Raw genomic sequence first — 14,819 nt, forward strand, 5'->3', positions numbered from 1 at the left:
TCAGGAGAGCGGTGATGCAAATTCGTGAGGCATATACATTCGACGACGTGCTTCTGGTTCCAGCCGCGTCCAAGGTCATGCCGTCGACGGCGGACACCTCGACCTATGTGACCAAATCCATCCGCATGAACATTCCGCTGCTGTCCTCGGCCATGGACACCGTCACCGAAGCGCCCATGGCCATTGCCATGGCGCAGGCGGGCGGCATCGGGGTGATCCACCGCAACCTGACGGTCGATGAACAGGCCGAAGCCGTGCGCCGCGTGAAACGGTTTGAATCGGGCATCGTCTATAACCCCGTCACCCTTAGCCCCGAGCAGACCTTGCGCGACGCCAAGGCGCTGCAAGCGCGCTACAACGTCACCGGTTTTCCAGTAGTCGATGAGCAAGGGCGCGTGCTGGGCATCGTGACCAACCGCGACATGCGCTTTGCCAGCGACGATTCGACCCCTGTGAAGGCCATGATGAGCGCCGATAACCTGGCCGTGCTGCGCGAACCCGCCGACCGCGAGGAAGCGCGCAGCCTGATGCAGGCGCGCCGGATCGAAAAACTGCTGGTGACGGATGCCGAAGGACGGCTGACCGGCCTTCTGACCCTGCGCGACATTGACCGCGCGGTGCTGAACCCAACCGCCTGCAAGGATGAACTGGGCCGCTTGCGGGTTGCCGCAGCCTCTACCGTGGGGGATGCCGGGTATGAACGCTCCATGGCGCTGATCGAGGCGGGCGTGGACCTTGTCGTCATCGACACCGCGCATGGCCATTCTGAAGGCGTCGCCAAGGCGGTCGAGCGCATCAAGTCCGAAGCCCCGAATGCGCAGGTGGTTGCCGGCAACGTGGCCACCGCAAGCGCTACACGCGCGCTGATCGACGCGGGCGCGGATGCGGTCAAGGTCGGCATCGGGCCGGGGTCCATCTGCACCACGCGGGTTGTGGCAGGCGTCGGCGTGCCGCAGCTGACCGCGATCATGGATTGCGCGGGCGCGGCGGGCGATGTTCCCGTCATCGCCGATGGCGGGATCAAGATGTCGGGCGATTTCGCCAAGGCGATTGCGGCGGGCGCAAGCTGCGCTATGGTCGGCAGCGCCATCGCGGGCACGGATGAAGCGCCGGGCGAGGTGATCTTGTATCAAGGCCGCAGCTTCAAATCCTATCGCGGCATGGGCAGCCTTGGCGCCATGGCACGCGGCTCTGCCGACCGGTATTTCCAGAAGGATGCCGCCAGCGACAAGCTGGTGCCCGAAGGGATCGAGGGGCAGGTGCCCTACAAGGGCGCGGTCGGAAATGTTCTGCACCAGATGGTCGGCGGGCTGCGCGCGACCATGGGCTATACCGGCAACGCCACCGTGGCCCAGATGCGCGGCGGCTGCGAATTCGTGCGCATCACCAATGCCGGGCTGAAGGAAAGCCATGTGCATGACGTGCAGATCACCCGCGAAAGCCCGAATTACCGGGTCGGCTGATGATGCAAGCCTTGGCCGGGCTGACGCTGTTCGATGGCCCTGCCAGCCTGATCGCGGCCTGCGTCGCGGTGTTTCTGGTGGGCCTGTCCAAAGGCGGGCTTGGCGGGGCCTTCGCCCTGCTGGGCGTGCCCATCCTGTCGCTGACCATGTCGCCGGTGCAAGCTGCGGCGCTGTTGCTGCCGGTGCTGCTGACGATGGATGCGGTGGGCCTGTGGACATGGCGTGGCTGGTTCGACCGGGCGACGCTACAGCATTTGTTGCCGGGCGCGGCCTTGGGCATCGGCATCGGCTGGCTGACCGCCGCTTATACGCCCGAATCCGTCGTGCGCCTGTTGGTCGGCGTGGTGGCCCTTGGCTTTATCGCGCGCCTTGTGCTGACACGCGGGGCGGGACCGGCGGCCACCAAGGGGCAAAGCCCGGCGCGTGGCACCTTCTGGGGCGGCATCGCGGGCTTCACCAGTTTCGTGGCCCATGCGGGTGGCCCGCCCTTTCAGGTCTACACCCTGCCGCTAAAGCTGGACCCGCGCCTTTACACCGGCACCAGCGTTGTCTTTTTCGCCGTCGTGAATGTGGTCAAACTGGTGCCCTATGCGGCGCTTGGCCAATTCACCGCCGCAACGCTGACCAGCGCGCTGGTCATGCTGCCGCTGGCCGTCATCTCGACCCTGATGGGGGCCGCCGTGGTCAAGCGGATGCGGGCAGAGGTGTTCTATCCGGTGATGTATGTCATGGTGGCCATCGTGGGCATCAAACTGGTCTATGACGGGCTGAACGCCCTGATGACTGGATAAAAGGACAGGGACATGACCACCGCCACCGACCTGATTGCCCGCTTCGGGCTGACGCCGCACCCCGAAGGCGGCTGGTATCGCCAGACATGGATCGCAGAGGCCGCACCGGGCGCGCGCCCGGCGGGCACGGCCATCCTGTTCTTGCTGCAAGCAGGCGAAAGCAGCCATTGGCACAAGGTCGACGCGGCCGAGATCTGGCATTTCCACGCAGGCGCGCCCTTGGCGCTGGACATGGCCGCGACCGATGCGGGGCCGGCCACCCGCACGGTCTTGGGCAATGCGGCCGAGGGCCATGCGCCCCAGGCCATCGTGCCGCCCGATCACTGGCAAGCGGCGCGTAGCCTGGGGGATTGGTCGCTGGTGGGGTGCACCGTCTCGCCCGCGTTCCGCTTCGACGGCTTCACCCTTGCGCCCAAGGGGTTCGACATCCCGCGCAGCATGTGACGCCGCGCTTGACGGCGCGCAAGACAGCGCCTATACGCCGCGCTGTCATACCCGGATTCGGGTCATGGCCTGTTGGCGCGTGACACCCCACAGCTTCGGTTGGGGACAGGCGGGCCAGCGGCACGGACCAATACGTTTGGGCATTCTCTGGCGGGCGCGACATGCGGACCCGGTCGAAGACCAGAGCTCTGGCCAGCCTCATCAAGACGTGGGCAAACCACGAGACATGAAAGGACATGCGATGAACCTGATCGCACAGCTGGAAGCCGAGCAGATCGCTGCTCTGGGCAAGACCATCCCCGATTTCAAGGCCGGCGACACCATCCGCGTTGGCTACAAAGTGACCGAAGGCACCCGCTCGCGCGTGCAGGCCTTTGAAGGCGTCTGCATCAGCCGCCGTCATGGCACTGGCATTGCTGCCTCGTTCACCGTGCGCAAAATCTCTTTCGGTGAAGGCGTGGAACGTATCTTCCCGCTCTATTCCACCAATATCGACAGCATCGAAGTGGTCCGCCGTGGCCGCGTGCGCCGCGCGAAACTGTACTTCCTGCGCGATCGTCGCGGCAAGTCGGCGCGTATCGTCGAGAAGACCAACTATCGTCCGTTGACCGACAAAGCCTGAGGAGCGCGACCATGAAAGCTGATACGCATCCCGATTACCACCTGATCAACGTCAAGATGACCGATGGCACGGTCGTCCAGATGAAATCGACCTGGGGCGCAGAGGGTGACACCCTTGCGCTGGACATCGACCCGACCGTGCACCCGGCCTGGACCGGCGGCAGCACCCGCCTGATGGATGCCGGCGGCCGCGTGTCGAAGTTCAAGAACAAATACGCAGGTCTGGGCTTCTAAGCCTTGTCCATCCCGTATCGAAGGGCGCAAGGGCATCTGCCTTTGCGCCCTTTTTCTTTGGCATCAACGGCTTGGTGCCCGCTTGCACCCGCGCGCGCCCCGTCATAGATGTGCAGCGAACAGGCGGGGAACAAACGTGACGCATATCATCACCATCGGCAATGAAAAGGGCGGCTCTGGCAAATCGACCATGTCGATGCATGTGTCGGTGGCGCTGGCCCGGATGGGGTGGCGCGTGGCGGCGATGGATCTGGACCTGCGCCAGCTCAGCTTTGGCCGCTATATCGAGAACCGGCGCAATTTCATCGCCAAGACCGGGGCCGACCTGCCCAGCCCGCATTTCATGGCCCTGCCCGATCTGGACCCTGCCAGCGTGCCAGACGGCGCGCAACTGGCCGATCTGCGGATGAGCGCGGTGCTGGAGCAGGTGCAGGGCTGGGCCGATTTCCTGCTGATCGACTGCCCCGGCTCGCATACCCGCTACAGCCAGTTCGCGCATTCGGTGGCCGATACGCTGATTACGCCCATCAACGACAGCTTCATCGACTTCGACCTCTTGGCGCGCACCGACCCCGACACGGGCCGCGTTCTGTCGCCCTCGATCTATTCCGAGATGGTCTGGAAAGCCCGTCAGACCCGCGCCGAGGCAGGGCTGCGGCCCATGGACTGGATCGTGCTGCGCAACCGTCTGGGCACCACCGCGATGCACAACAAGCGCCGCGTGGGCCGCGCCTTGGAACAGTTGTCCAAGCGCATCGGGTTTCGCATAGCGCCGGGGTTCAGCGAGCGGGTCGTCTTTCGAGAGCTGTTTCCCAAAGGCCTGACGCTGCTGGACCTGAAGGATGTCGGCGGCGAGACGATGAACATGTCCCATATCGCCGCCCGCCAAGAGCTGCGCGATCTGCTAAGCGCGCTGGCCCTGCCACAGGTCGAGGTCAGTGTCTGATATGCCCGCGCGGCGGGAGCGCCTCGTCGCGGGCCGATTCGAGCGCGTCAAAGCGCTCGCTCAGGCGGCGGGGCAGCCCGGTAATGGACAGGAACGTATCCAGTGCCAGCGAATTCCGGGCGATCTGCAAGGTCGATTTCATGGTCTCTGCCTCGTTGCGTTTATGCGTTAACCTTCGCTAACGCAGCGGGCCAGAATGGGGCGAGGGCAAGGTAATTCCGGTCGCGTCCGGGGTGTTTTCAGGGCCGCATCACAGACCTGCCCGATTTGCGGCGCGGTTGCGCCCAAACCGCGCAAGCGGCGGGGCCGGGCGCGGTGCCGGTCAGGCCGCGCGCTTGTCCTTGGGCAGATCCAGCCACAGTTTGCCGCCGTCATAGCCGCCCCGCACCCGGAAATCGGGCTGTTGCAACTCGGGAAACTCGGCTTCCCAGTCGCGAAACCGGTCCTGCGACACGACCCGCCCCCCGAATTCGCGCGCGGCGCGCAGGATCATCGGGTCGGCGGGTTCGCCCTTGGGCACGACCATCACCTGCTCATGCGGCAAGCCAAGGCGTTTGGCCAGCTTGTAATGGTTGCGGTAGCGCCCTTCCAGCTTGTAGCCGGCATTGGCGTCGAAGATGACACCGGGCGTGTAGCCCTGTGCCTGCAAACGAGTGATCACGGCGCGCACGGGGTCTATGCTGGGCGTATTGTCGCGCCAGTGCATGACGTTAGAGCCATCGACCAGGATGAACCGCTCTCCCACTCTGCCGCGCGGGCGCTTTCGCCGCACAAGCCATAGGCCGACAAGGCAAAGAAGCCCTAGGAATGCCAGCTCTGGCCAATAGGGGGTCAGATTCGAAACAAGCTGGGTAATGGTCATTGGAAATCGGTCCGTCGCAATCCTGAGTTGCGCCTTTGCTAAGACGGAAATGCGGCGGAATTAGGCCCGGCCGGGCGTGGAGGACAACAAACGCGGATCGACCCCGATACGGTCCAGCGCCGCGGCCCAGATACGGTCGGGCGGGGTGTGGTAAAGCAGGGTCGGGCAGGCCGGGCAGGTCAGCCAACCGCCCGCGCGCAACTCGTCTTCCAACTGCCCCGGTCCCCAGCCGGAATAGCCCAGTGCCAACCGCACCTCTGCCGGACCTTGGCCGCGCGCGATCTGCGCCAGAATATCCATCGACGTGCTCAGCGCGGCGAAGTCCGTGACGCTCAGGATGGTATCGGTGACGAACACATCGGGCGTGTGCAAGACGAACCCGCGCGAGGTCTCGACCGGACCGCCGAAAAACACCGGGTCATCCGCCTGCACCGGCGCATCGCCCAAGCCGCTATGCGCCCCGTGCAGCGGCACGTCCAGCGATTGCAGCAGCGCCCCGAAGGCCAGATCGGGCAAGGGTTTGTTCACGATCAAGCCCATCGCCCCTTCATCGGAATGCGCACATAGGAACACCACGGAATGCGAAAACCGGGGGTCCGGCATTCCGGGCATGGCGATCAGGAAGGTTCCGCTCAGGCTGGTGGCGTCGGTCATGGCATCAGAATGCCCCAGCGCCGGGGGGCTTGCCTAGCCCCTGTCGCGGCGTCTGGTGCTGCCTTTGCGCCACGACACGGGTCTCTCGCCGGAATGTGACTTTCATTCTGCAATCAGAATGGGGATGACAGATGTCATGTCAGTCAGGAAATCCATAGTCAGCGCGATATTGGGGGCGGCCCTCTGGGCGACCTCGCCCGCCCACGCGCAAGCCCCGCGCCCCGCCGATATTGTCGCCGCCGAAATCCGCCCCGGCTGGCGCACGGATCAGGGCACCATCATGGCCGCCGTCCATCTGCGCTTGGCGCGCGATTGGATCACCTATTGGCGCCATCCGGGCGAGAGCGGCATCGCGCCCCGGCTGGACCTGTCAGGGTCCGGCAATCTGGCAGGCGCGCGACTGCATTGGCCCGCGCCGCGCCTGTTTACCAAGGCGGGCTTTCTGAGCATCGGCTATGCAGATGAGCTGGTCCTGCCGCTGGAGTTGACACCAGCGCGGGCAGGCCAGCCGATTGACCTGCGCGCGGCGCTGAGCATTGGCGTATGCGACGACGTGTGCATCCCGGTGGACATGACTTTCGACATGGCGCTGGACGGGCGCGGCGGTTTCGACCGCACCATTGCCCGCGCGCTGGACAGTCGCCCGCAAACCGCGCGCGCGGCTGGGCTGTCGGATGTGTCTTGCGATGTGGCCCCCGCCCGCAAGGGAATGCAGCTCTCGGCGCATTGGACCATGCCGCAACGCTCTGGTCAGGAATTCATGCTGCTGGAAATGCCGGGCAATGTCTGGCGGGTGCAAACGCTGCCGTCAACGCGCGCGGGCGGGCAAGTCACGGGCCAAGCGCTTTTGCGCGCCCGCAAAGGGCAGACCGCCGCCATCGACCGCAGCGCGATCCGCATGACGCTGATTACCGCCAACGGCACCTATGAGCATCAGGGCTGTTCGCTGACCCGCTGAGCGGCGCGGCGCTGGCCCAGCCAGACCGTGACCGCCCCTGCCAGCCACAACAGCGCCAGCAACACGGCCGTGCCCCCAACTGCCAGGATCAGCCCCGCGCGCAGCGGGTCGGCCCCAAACCCGGCGGCCATGCCGGCAAGGGCTGCGGGCAGCGTGCCCTGCCAAACCGTCCAGCCCAAGGTCAGGGCCAGCCAGCCCGCCACCAGAACAAGCGCCGCGCGCGGCAATTGGCCGATGCCGCTTTGCGGCTGCACAACGGCGCGGGACAACGAGGTGAACAACCGCCGCAGGTCATGCCCGATACCCAAGAGCGCGGGTACCAGCAGCAGCACGATCACCATGCCGAAGCCCAGACCATAGACCAGCGTGATGACGGTGGGTTTCAGAAAGGCGGCTTGGGTCGATTTCTCGAACAACAAGGGCATCAGACCCAGAACCGTGGTCAGCGTGGTAAGCACCACCGGGCGCAAACGGTCACAGGCGGCATCGACAATCGACGGGATAAGCCCGCGATCGCGGGCGTATTGGTCCACGGTCGTCACCAGCACGATGGAATCGTTGATGATGATCCCGGCCATCCCCATGATCCCCACGATAGAGAACATCGACATCGCCATGTCCCATGACATGTGCCCATAGATCACGCCGATCAGGCCGAAGGGGATGACCGCCATCACCACCAAGGGCCGCATCCAGCTGGAAAAGACCCAAGCCAGCGTCAGGTAGATCAGGATCAGGCACAGCCCCAGCCCGATACCCGCATCGGTCAGGAATTCGCGTTCCTGTTCGGCTTGGCCCGACAGGCGCGTGGTGATCCCGAAATCGGCCTCCAACGCGGGCAGGATCTGGTTTTGCAGCGCCAGCGTCACCTCGCGCGCGCGGGCGGGATCGTCTTCGGACAGATCGCCCGATACGGTGACGACGCGCGCGCCATTCTCGCGCAGCACGCGGCTGAAACCCTGACGCTCTGTGACCGATACGATGTCACCCAGCAGCACATAGGCACCGGTGGGCGAGCGCATTTGCATACTGTCCAGAAAATCTGCGGCGCGTTCGCTTTCCGGCAGTTCCACCCGCACGCGGCCCGTGCGCAGCCCATCGGGGAAGGTCGCGGCCTCTATCCCTGTCAGGCGATTGCGCAGATCGCGCGCAAGGCTGTCGATGGTAAAGCCCAACGCCTGGCCCTGCGGCGTCAGCTCCAGCACCAGCTCGGGCTTGTCATAGGGCAGGTTGTCGTCCAGCCCGGTAATTTCCGGATAGGGGGCAAGGGCCGCGCGCAGGGCTTCTGACGCCGCTTTCAGCGTGGCCGCATCCCCACCGGTCAGGTCCACCGACACTCCGTCGCCGCCGGGGCCGGACCCCCAAGAGCGGAAGCTGAACTCTTCCAGTTGCGGATGGCGCGTGACCATGTCTTGCAGCTGCGAGGCAAAGGCAAAGCTGGAAATCGGGCGCAGATCGGCATCGACCAGATCAATAGAGATACCGCCCAACAGGTCGGGATCCTTGTTCTCGGCACTGGCCAGCGGGCGGCCCGCGTTGCCGCCCACTTCGACCATGGCGAAGGTGATCGGGTTCACCCCGCTTTCCGCCTCGATCTGCGATGACAGCTCATCCGCCGCGCGCTGCAATTCGCGCAGCATCTCGATCGTGTCGGCGCGGGTTGCGCCGTCATTCATCACGATATTGCCGGTGATCGACCCCTGTTCCGGCGGGTTGAAGAAGCGAAACGGCAGATCGCCCCGCACCAGATTGGCCGATTGCACCGCCAGAAGCGCCACAAGTCCGGCCAGCACCGGGTAGCGTGCGGCGACCACAAGCTGGATCATGGGGCGGAACGCCTTTTCCCGCACCCAACGAAAACCCTTGTTGACCTGCCGCGACGGCCAGTCATACCAGCTTTCCTTCAGGCCCGCGGCAATGGAATGCGCCATGTGGTTGGGCAGGATCAGGAAACATTCAACCAGCGAGGCCAGCAGCACCGCGATCACGGTCAGCGGAATATCGGCAATCAGCGTGCCGAAGCGACCGCCAATCAGGATCAATGCGCCGAACGCCAGAACGGTCGTGACGGTCGCGGCAAAGACCGGCTGCGCCATGCGGGTGGCGGCATTCTCTGCCGCCTGCGCGGGACTTTCGCCCAGTTCGCGCGCGCGGTAATCGGCATGTTCGCCCACGACGATGGCGTCATCCACCACGATGCCCAGCGTGATAATCAGCGCGAAGAGCGAGATCATGTTGAAGCTGAGCCCCATGACATACATGCCCGCAATCGCAGCCATCATCGCCGCCGGAATGCCCGCCGCGACCCAGAACGCGGTGCGCGCGTTCAGGAACAGGAACAGAAGCACCACCACCAGCGCCAGCCCCATAAGTGCGTTGCTGACCAGCAGGTTGACGCGCCCGGAAATGAACTCTGCGCGGGTCGAGACCAGCTCGATGCTGGTGCCCTCTGGCAGGGTGCGGTTCATCTCGGCGGCGATCTCGGCCACCTGCGCCTGAATGGCGATGGCGTCGCCCTGCTGCGAGCGGTCCACGCGCAGCGTGATCGCCGGGTCCGGCCCCACGAAAAAGGCGCGGTCACGGCTGATGTCGCTTTTCTCGACAAGCGCAATATCACCCACGGTCAGGACGGTGCCGTCCGCATCGGTGCGCAGCGCGACCTGCGCGATCTCTGCGGCAGAACGGCGTTCGACCCCGGTGCGGACCCGCGCCGCGCCAGAGGCCACATCGCCCGTCGGGTCAGTGCTGACGGTCTGGGCGATGGCCTGCGCGATCTGGGCCATGGTGATGTCATGCTCGATCAGGTTGCGGCTGGGCACCTCGACCATGACCTCGGCGCTGGCCACGCCGCGCACGATGGTGCGGGTGATCCCGGCGTCATAGAGGCGGGCGGCGAATTCGTCGGCGAAGCGGGCAAGCTGTTCGGTCGCGACGGGGCCGCTGACCACGACATTGGTCACGCGGTCGGACCAGTTGGAGCGTTGGGTGACGGGGTCTTCCACGTCCTCGGGCAGGTTCGACACCGCGTCGATCGCGTCTTGCACGTCGTTATTGGCGCGGGCCATGTCCCAGCCGGTTTCGAACTCCAGCGTGAAACTGGCGCGGCCCTCGCGCGATTCCGCGCTGACCTCTGTCACCCCCTCGATGGCCTGCAAGGCCGGGCTGACAACCTCGACCACCGCGCGGTCGATGTCTTCGGCCCCGGCACCGGGCCATGGCACATCGACGCGGATGTTATCGACCACCACGTCGGGAAAGAACTGCGCCCGCATCTGCGGCATGGCCGCCAGCCCCATGACCACCATGATGACCAAAAGCAGGTTGGCCGCGGTCTTGTGGCGGGTGAAGTAGCGGAAAATGCCAACGGCCTGAACGGCAAGCCGCGCGCGTTGACTGGTTTGAGGATCGCTCATCGCCTAGCCCCCCTGCCGCGCGCCGCCGCCGCTTTCCAAACGCTCGACCGTCTGGGCGGGCACGCTGTCTTGCGACAATTGGGTAATCAGCCGGGCGCGGACCTGTTCGGGCATCCGCGTGTTGCCTTCGACCTGCGCGATCAGCCGCGCGCGGCGTTCTGGGTCAAGCGCGACCATCTCTTCCGCCTCTGCCTCCAGTTGGCCTTGGGCATTCTGGCGCAAGGGGCGCACAAGAATACCTGCGCCCAGCATCGGCCCGGTTTCGCGCACGATCTCCAGCCCGGCCAGATCGCCGGCTTCGATAATCACGTCATCGCCCTGCCGGCGCAGCACAGTGGCGGGGCGCGCGCTCAGGCGGTTGTCCTCGCCGATGACCAAGACCTCGCCGCCCGTGGTGATCGCACTGGCGGGCAGAAGCGCAACGGCATCCAGCGCGGGTTCCGACAAGCGCACGGTCACGAAATCGCCGGGGCGAAAGCCGCGCGGATTGGCAAGTTCGACAAATACCTCGCGCCCGCTCTGGCCACTGGCCACCGTGGCAGAGGCGCGCACAAGCTGGCCGGGCGACGAAATTTCATAGCCTGCCACTTCCAGCGCGACCTGCGCGCCAGCATCGCGCAGCTGCCCATCATCATCCAGCAAGCGCAGATATTGCGCGGTCGAGACGCGCACCGACACTTCCAAAGCATCAGGGTCGATGATGCGGGCCAATTGCTCGCTGGTATTGACCAAGCGCCCCTCGACCAAGGCCACATCGGCCAGCGTGCCAGAGATACCCGCGCGCACCGTGGTGTCAGCCAAGCGCCGCTCGGCTTCGGACACGGTGATCTTCTGGCGGTCAAGCGCGGTGCGGGCCTGATCGGCGCGGGCCTCTGCGCTGGCTTGCGCCTGTTTGCGGCCCACAACGGCCTGCCGGGCAGAGGCCAGCGCCAGTTCCGCCTCTTCTAACGCCGCTTCCGTCGCGACCCCGCGCTCTGCCAGCCCCTCGCGCCGCTCCAGCGCACGGTTGCGCAGGTCGAACTGGGCCTCTGCCGCGGCCACATCTTCGGCAGCCAGCGCAAGAGCACGTTCGGCATCGCGCAGCTCTGCCTCGGCGCGGGCCAGATCGCTTTGGGCAATCGCAAGCGCGGCCTCGGCATCGGCAGGGTCCACGCGGAACAGCATTTGCCCCTCAGCAACCTCTGCCCCGTCCTCGACCCCCTCGCCAAGCTCTATGATGCGACCACCGACCGGCGCGCGCAGCTCGAGCGTGCGCTGGCTGCGCACCTCGCCAAAGGCGGCAAGCGTGGGCTGTACCTGGCCGGGTGTGACCGTCACGGCGCGCACGGTGAAAACCCGCTCACGGGCGTCGCCCCGCGCGCCCGCTGCATTCTCGGCCCGGCTTTGGATTGCCCCGACAAGCGTCGCCCCCGCATAGACCAGTGCCGAGACGGACAGGGCGGCCAAGAACAAACCCAAAAGGCTGCGGGTCAGAAAACGCATGGTCACTCCAAATCTGTTTGCCCTCTATACGGGCCGGGAAGAGGGTCGGTTCAACCCGCTATAACGCCGCAGGGCGTCACTTCCGTCGCAAATGTTCGTCCAGGCGGGGAAAAATCTCGACAAAGTTACAAGGGCGGTGCCGGAAATCGAATTGCAGCGACAGGATTTCGTCCCACGCATCCTTGCACGCCCCCGGAGAGCCGGGCAGCGCGAACAGATAGGTGCCATTCGCTACGCCCGCGCAGGCGCGCGACTGGATGGCAGAGGTACCGATCTTCTGCATCGACACGATGGTGAACACGGTCCCGAAAGCCTCGATCTCTTTCTCATACACGTCGCGATGCGCCTCTACGGTCACATCGCGGCCCGTCAGCCCGGTGCCGCCGGTGGTCAGGATGGCGTCGATGCCATCGTCGGCGCACCAGTCGCGCAGCTTGGCGGCGATCAGGTCCCGCTCATCGCGGACAATGTCGCGCGCGGCCAGCACATGGCCCGCGCCCTCGATCCGCCCCGCCAGCACATCGCCCGACTTGTCATCGGCCAGCGCACGGGTGTCGGACACGGTCAGCACCGCGAAACGCACGGGCATGAAGGGTTTGTCGGGGTCGATACGGCTCATGTCGCCTCTCTTAGCTTGGCTTGCAGGGATAGCAGGTCGGCCCAAGCCTCTCGCTTGGCGGCCGGGTTGCGCAGCAGGTAGGCGGGGTGCAGCATGGGCATGGCGGGGCGACCCAAGACGGTTTGCCACGCCCCGCGTTCCTTGGTGATCCGCACATCGCGGTCCAGAAGCGTGCTGGCCGAAATGCGGCCCATCAGGATCAGGATGTCCGGGGCGGCCAGTTCGATATGGCGCAGCACGAAAGGCCGCATCATCGCGCGTTCCTCGGTCGAGGGGTCGCGGTTTTGCGGCGGGCGCCATGGCAGCACGTTGGTGATGTACAGCGCGCGGGCCGGGTCGGGTGCGGCGCGGTCCATGCCGATGGCGGCGAACATACGGTCCAGCATTTGGCCGGCTTCGCCCACGAAGGGCTTGCCCACGCGGTCCTCGTCGCGGCCCGGTGCCTCGCCCACGATCATGACGCGCGCGGACGCCACCCCGTCGCAGAACACAAGGTTGCGCGCGCCGCGTTTCAACTCGCAGTGTTCATAGGCGGCCATGGCAGCGTGAAGCGCGTCCAGATCGGGGGCCGCTTGCGCCATGGCCTGCGCCTCTGCGACCGGGTCCACCTGTGGCTGCTCGGGCATGGGCACGGGGGCTGCCGCCACAGGCTTGGCAGCCGGTTTTGCCAACTTGTCGGGCAGATCGTAACGATTGACCGGCGCGTCGCAAATCGCTTCCGTCGCGCCAAGCTCTGCCTGCCACGCCAGATAGGCGCGCGCCAGATGCCAGTCCTGTTGCCAAGCCGATTCCATGACCCACAGGTAGCGCGCCCACGCGCCAAGGGAAAGCGCGCGCTTTGCCCTTGCCGCATGGACCCTTGGTTTCTATACCCGGTGCGCTGACCCATCGCGCGAGTGGCCCATGACGTTTACCCAAGATCACCTTCTGGGCATCGAACATCTGCACCCGGTCGAGATTACCACCATCCTCGACCTGGCAGAGCAGTATGTCGCGCTGAACCGCAGCGCCGAAAAGCACGCCCGCGCGCTGGAAGGCATGACGCAGATCAACATGTTCTTCGAGAACTCCACCCGCACGCAAGCCAGTTTCGAGCTGGCAGGCAAGCGGCTGGGCGCGGATGTGATGAACATGTCCGTCGCGCAGTCCAGCGTGAAGAAGGGCGAGACGCTGATCGACACGGCGCTGACGCTGAACGCCATGCATCCCGACCTGCTGGTGGTGCGTCATGGCAGTTCCGGCGCGGTGGACCTGCTGGCGCAAAAGGTGACTTGCGCGGTTCTGAACGCGGGCGATGGCAAGCATGAACACCCCACGCAGGCGCTTTTGGATGCGCTGACCATCCGCCGCACCAAGGGGCGGCTGCACCGCCTGACCGTGGCCATTTGCGGCGATATTGCCCATAGCCGGGTCGCACGCTCGAACCTGATCCTGCTGGGCAAGATGGAAAACCGCGTCCGCCTTGTCGGCCCCGGAACCCTTATGCCCAAAGGGGTCGAGGAGTTCGGCGTCGAGGTGTTCGACGACATGAAAGCCGGGCTGGAAGGCGCCGATGTGGTGATGATGCTGCGGCTTCAGCGCGAGCGGATGGATGGCGGGTTCGTTCCGTCCGAGCGCGAGTATTTTCACCGTTACGGGCTCGATGCCGAGAAGCTGGCCTATGCCAAGGATGACGCCATCGTCATGCACCCCGGCCCGATGAACCGGGGCGTGGAAATCGACGGCGCGATTGCCGATGACATCAACCGCTCTGTCATTCAGGAACAGGTGGAAATGGGCGTCGCGGTGCGCATGGCAGCGATGGACCTTCTGGCGCAAAACCTGCGCCGCCGCCGTGAACGCGACCGTTTGCGGAGGATTGCCGATGAATGAACAGATCGAAACCCGCCCCGATACCGACGACATCCCGCTGGAACCGGGCGAGAAGATGCTGCGCGAAATCCGCTCTGACAAGGGCCGCTACTGGCGCGACCATGGGGTTCTGGGCGTGCTGGGCATGGTCGGCGCGGGCGTGGTGCTTTGGGCAATCGGGTCGCCCTATGCCGCGATTGGCGCCTTGGGTGCGGTGCTGGCCTTGGCCGTTCGCGGCGCGTGGCTTTACACCGAGCAGATGAAGTTCCGCTGGCGGCTGACCAACACTCGGTTGATCGGGCCGGGCGGGCGCAGCGTGTATTTGTTGGAACTGGAAACCGTGCGCCGCCTGATGGGCGATATTCAGATCATCACCAAGGCGGGCGACAAATACCTGATAAAGCATATCGACCGCGCCGAAGAGGTTGTCGCCGACATAGAGGCCGCCCGCCAGAAACGCGCGAAACGCAAGGGGGCGTGA

Annotated in this window: 16 protein-coding genes; 9 read left to right on the plus strand and 7 right to left on the minus strand. The window is 65.4% G+C overall.

The annotated features are described in order from the left end of the window. The first annotated feature begins 14 nt into the window (after window positions 1-14). From guaB to J1C52_RS09415, 6 genes are all read left to right on the plus strand, one after another. Window positions 15-1,463 carry an IMP dehydrogenase gene (guaB, locus tag J1C52_RS09390; protein ID WP_227427678.1) on the plus strand — a complete coding sequence of 483 codons (1,449 nt, stop codon included), beginning with the start codon at window positions 15-17 and terminating at the stop codon, window positions 1,461-1,463. Continuing rightward, a complete protein-coding gene (locus tag J1C52_RS09395) occupies window positions 1,463-2,254 on the plus strand; it encodes a sulfite exporter TauE/SafE family protein (RefSeq protein WP_227427679.1) in 792 nt (263 codons plus the stop codon). The genes guaB and J1C52_RS09395 overlap by 1 nt, the downstream gene beginning before the upstream one ends. A gap of 12 nt (window positions 2,255-2,266) precedes the next feature. Then, window positions 2,267-2,698, plus strand: a complete 432-nt coding sequence (locus J1C52_RS09400; RefSeq protein WP_227427680.1) for a cupin domain-containing protein — start codon at window positions 2,267-2,269, stop codon at window positions 2,696-2,698. Between the two features lie 241 nt (window positions 2,699-2,939). After that, on the plus strand, window positions 2,940-3,320 hold the full coding sequence (gene rplS, locus J1C52_RS09405; RefSeq protein WP_227427681.1) for a 50S ribosomal protein L19: 381 nt from the start codon (window positions 2,940-2,942) through the stop codon (window positions 3,318-3,320). Window positions 3,321-3,331: 11 nt separating this feature from the next. Beyond that, complete coding sequence (rpmE, locus tag J1C52_RS09410) at window positions 3,332-3,553, plus strand: 50S ribosomal protein L31 (RefSeq protein WP_227427682.1); 222 nt, start codon at window positions 3,332-3,334, stop codon at window positions 3,551-3,553. A gap of 136 nt (window positions 3,554-3,689) precedes the next feature. Continuing rightward, window positions 3,690-4,499, plus strand: a complete 810-nt coding sequence (locus tag J1C52_RS09415; protein WP_227427683.1) for a division plane positioning ATPase MipZ — start codon at window positions 3,690-3,692, stop codon at window positions 4,497-4,499. Here the strand turns inward: J1C52_RS09415 and J1C52_RS09420 are convergent. From J1C52_RS09420 to J1C52_RS09430, 3 genes are all read right to left on the minus strand, one after another. Beyond that, the gene (locus J1C52_RS09420) at window positions 4,489-4,641 is read right to left on the minus strand and encodes a hypothetical protein (RefSeq protein ID WP_227427684.1); all 153 of its coding nucleotides are present in this window, start codon (window positions 4,639-4,641) and stop codon (window positions 4,489-4,491) included. The two genes, J1C52_RS09415 and J1C52_RS09420, sit on opposite strands and share 11 nt — an antisense overlap. Window positions 4,642-4,821: 180 nt before the next feature. Continuing rightward, complete coding sequence (locus J1C52_RS09425) at window positions 4,822-5,361, minus strand: NYN domain-containing protein (protein ID WP_227427685.1); 540 nt, start codon at window positions 5,359-5,361, stop codon at window positions 4,822-4,824. 60 nt (window positions 5,362-5,421) lie between these two features. Continuing rightward, window positions 5,422-6,015 carry a YqgE/AlgH family protein gene (locus J1C52_RS09430; protein WP_227427686.1) on the minus strand — a complete coding sequence of 198 codons (594 nt, stop codon included), beginning with the start codon at window positions 6,013-6,015 and terminating at the stop codon, window positions 5,422-5,424. A 136-nt stretch (window positions 6,016-6,151) separates the two neighbouring features. On the opposite strand from J1C52_RS09430, the gene J1C52_RS09435 reads away from it, so the two are divergent. Then, entirely contained in the window at window positions 6,152-6,973 is an 822-nt protein-coding gene (locus J1C52_RS09435) for a protein-disulfide reductase DsbD domain-containing protein (RefSeq protein ID WP_227427687.1), read from the plus strand. Here the strand turns inward: J1C52_RS09435 and J1C52_RS09440 are convergent. From J1C52_RS09440 to J1C52_RS09455, 4 genes are all read right to left on the minus strand, one after another. Continuing rightward, window positions 6,949-10,386 (minus strand): efflux RND transporter permease subunit, encoded by a 3,438-nt coding sequence (locus J1C52_RS09440; protein WP_227427688.1) that lies wholly within the window; start codon window positions 10,384-10,386, stop codon window positions 6,949-6,951. The genes J1C52_RS09435 and J1C52_RS09440 overlap by 25 nt on opposite strands. Window positions 10,387-10,389: 3 nt before the next feature. After that, window positions 10,390-11,868, minus strand: coding sequence for an efflux RND transporter periplasmic adaptor subunit (locus J1C52_RS09445; RefSeq protein ID WP_227427689.1), 1,479 nt, complete (start codon window positions 11,866-11,868; stop codon window positions 10,390-10,392). Between the two features lie 76 nt (window positions 11,869-11,944). Beyond that, the gene (gene moaB / locus J1C52_RS09450) at window positions 11,945-12,487 is read right to left on the minus strand and encodes a molybdenum cofactor biosynthesis protein B (protein ID WP_227427690.1); all 543 of its coding nucleotides are present in this window, start codon (window positions 12,485-12,487) and stop codon (window positions 11,945-11,947) included. Further along, window positions 12,484-13,281 (minus strand): uracil-DNA glycosylase, encoded by a 798-nt coding sequence (locus J1C52_RS09455; protein WP_227427691.1) that lies wholly within the window; start codon window positions 13,279-13,281, stop codon window positions 12,484-12,486. The genes moaB and J1C52_RS09455 overlap by 4 nt, the downstream gene beginning before the upstream one ends. 109 nt (window positions 13,282-13,390) lie before the next feature. Here J1C52_RS09455 and J1C52_RS09460 point away from each other — a divergent pair, with 109 nt between their 5' ends. Together J1C52_RS09460 and J1C52_RS09465 are read left to right on the plus strand one after the other, a co-directional pair. After that, entirely contained in the window at window positions 13,391-14,359 is a 969-nt protein-coding gene (locus tag J1C52_RS09460) for an aspartate carbamoyltransferase catalytic subunit (protein WP_227427692.1), read from the plus strand. Further along, a complete protein-coding gene (locus J1C52_RS09465) occupies window positions 14,352-14,819 on the plus strand; it encodes a hypothetical protein (RefSeq protein ID WP_227427693.1) in 468 nt (155 codons plus the stop codon). Before J1C52_RS09460 ends, J1C52_RS09465 begins: the two co-directional genes overlap by 8 nt.

Source organism: Roseibaca sp. Y0-43, assembly GCF_020667835.1.
Classification (GTDB): Bacteria; Pseudomonadota; Alphaproteobacteria; order Rhodobacterales; family Rhodobacteraceae; genus Roseinatronobacter.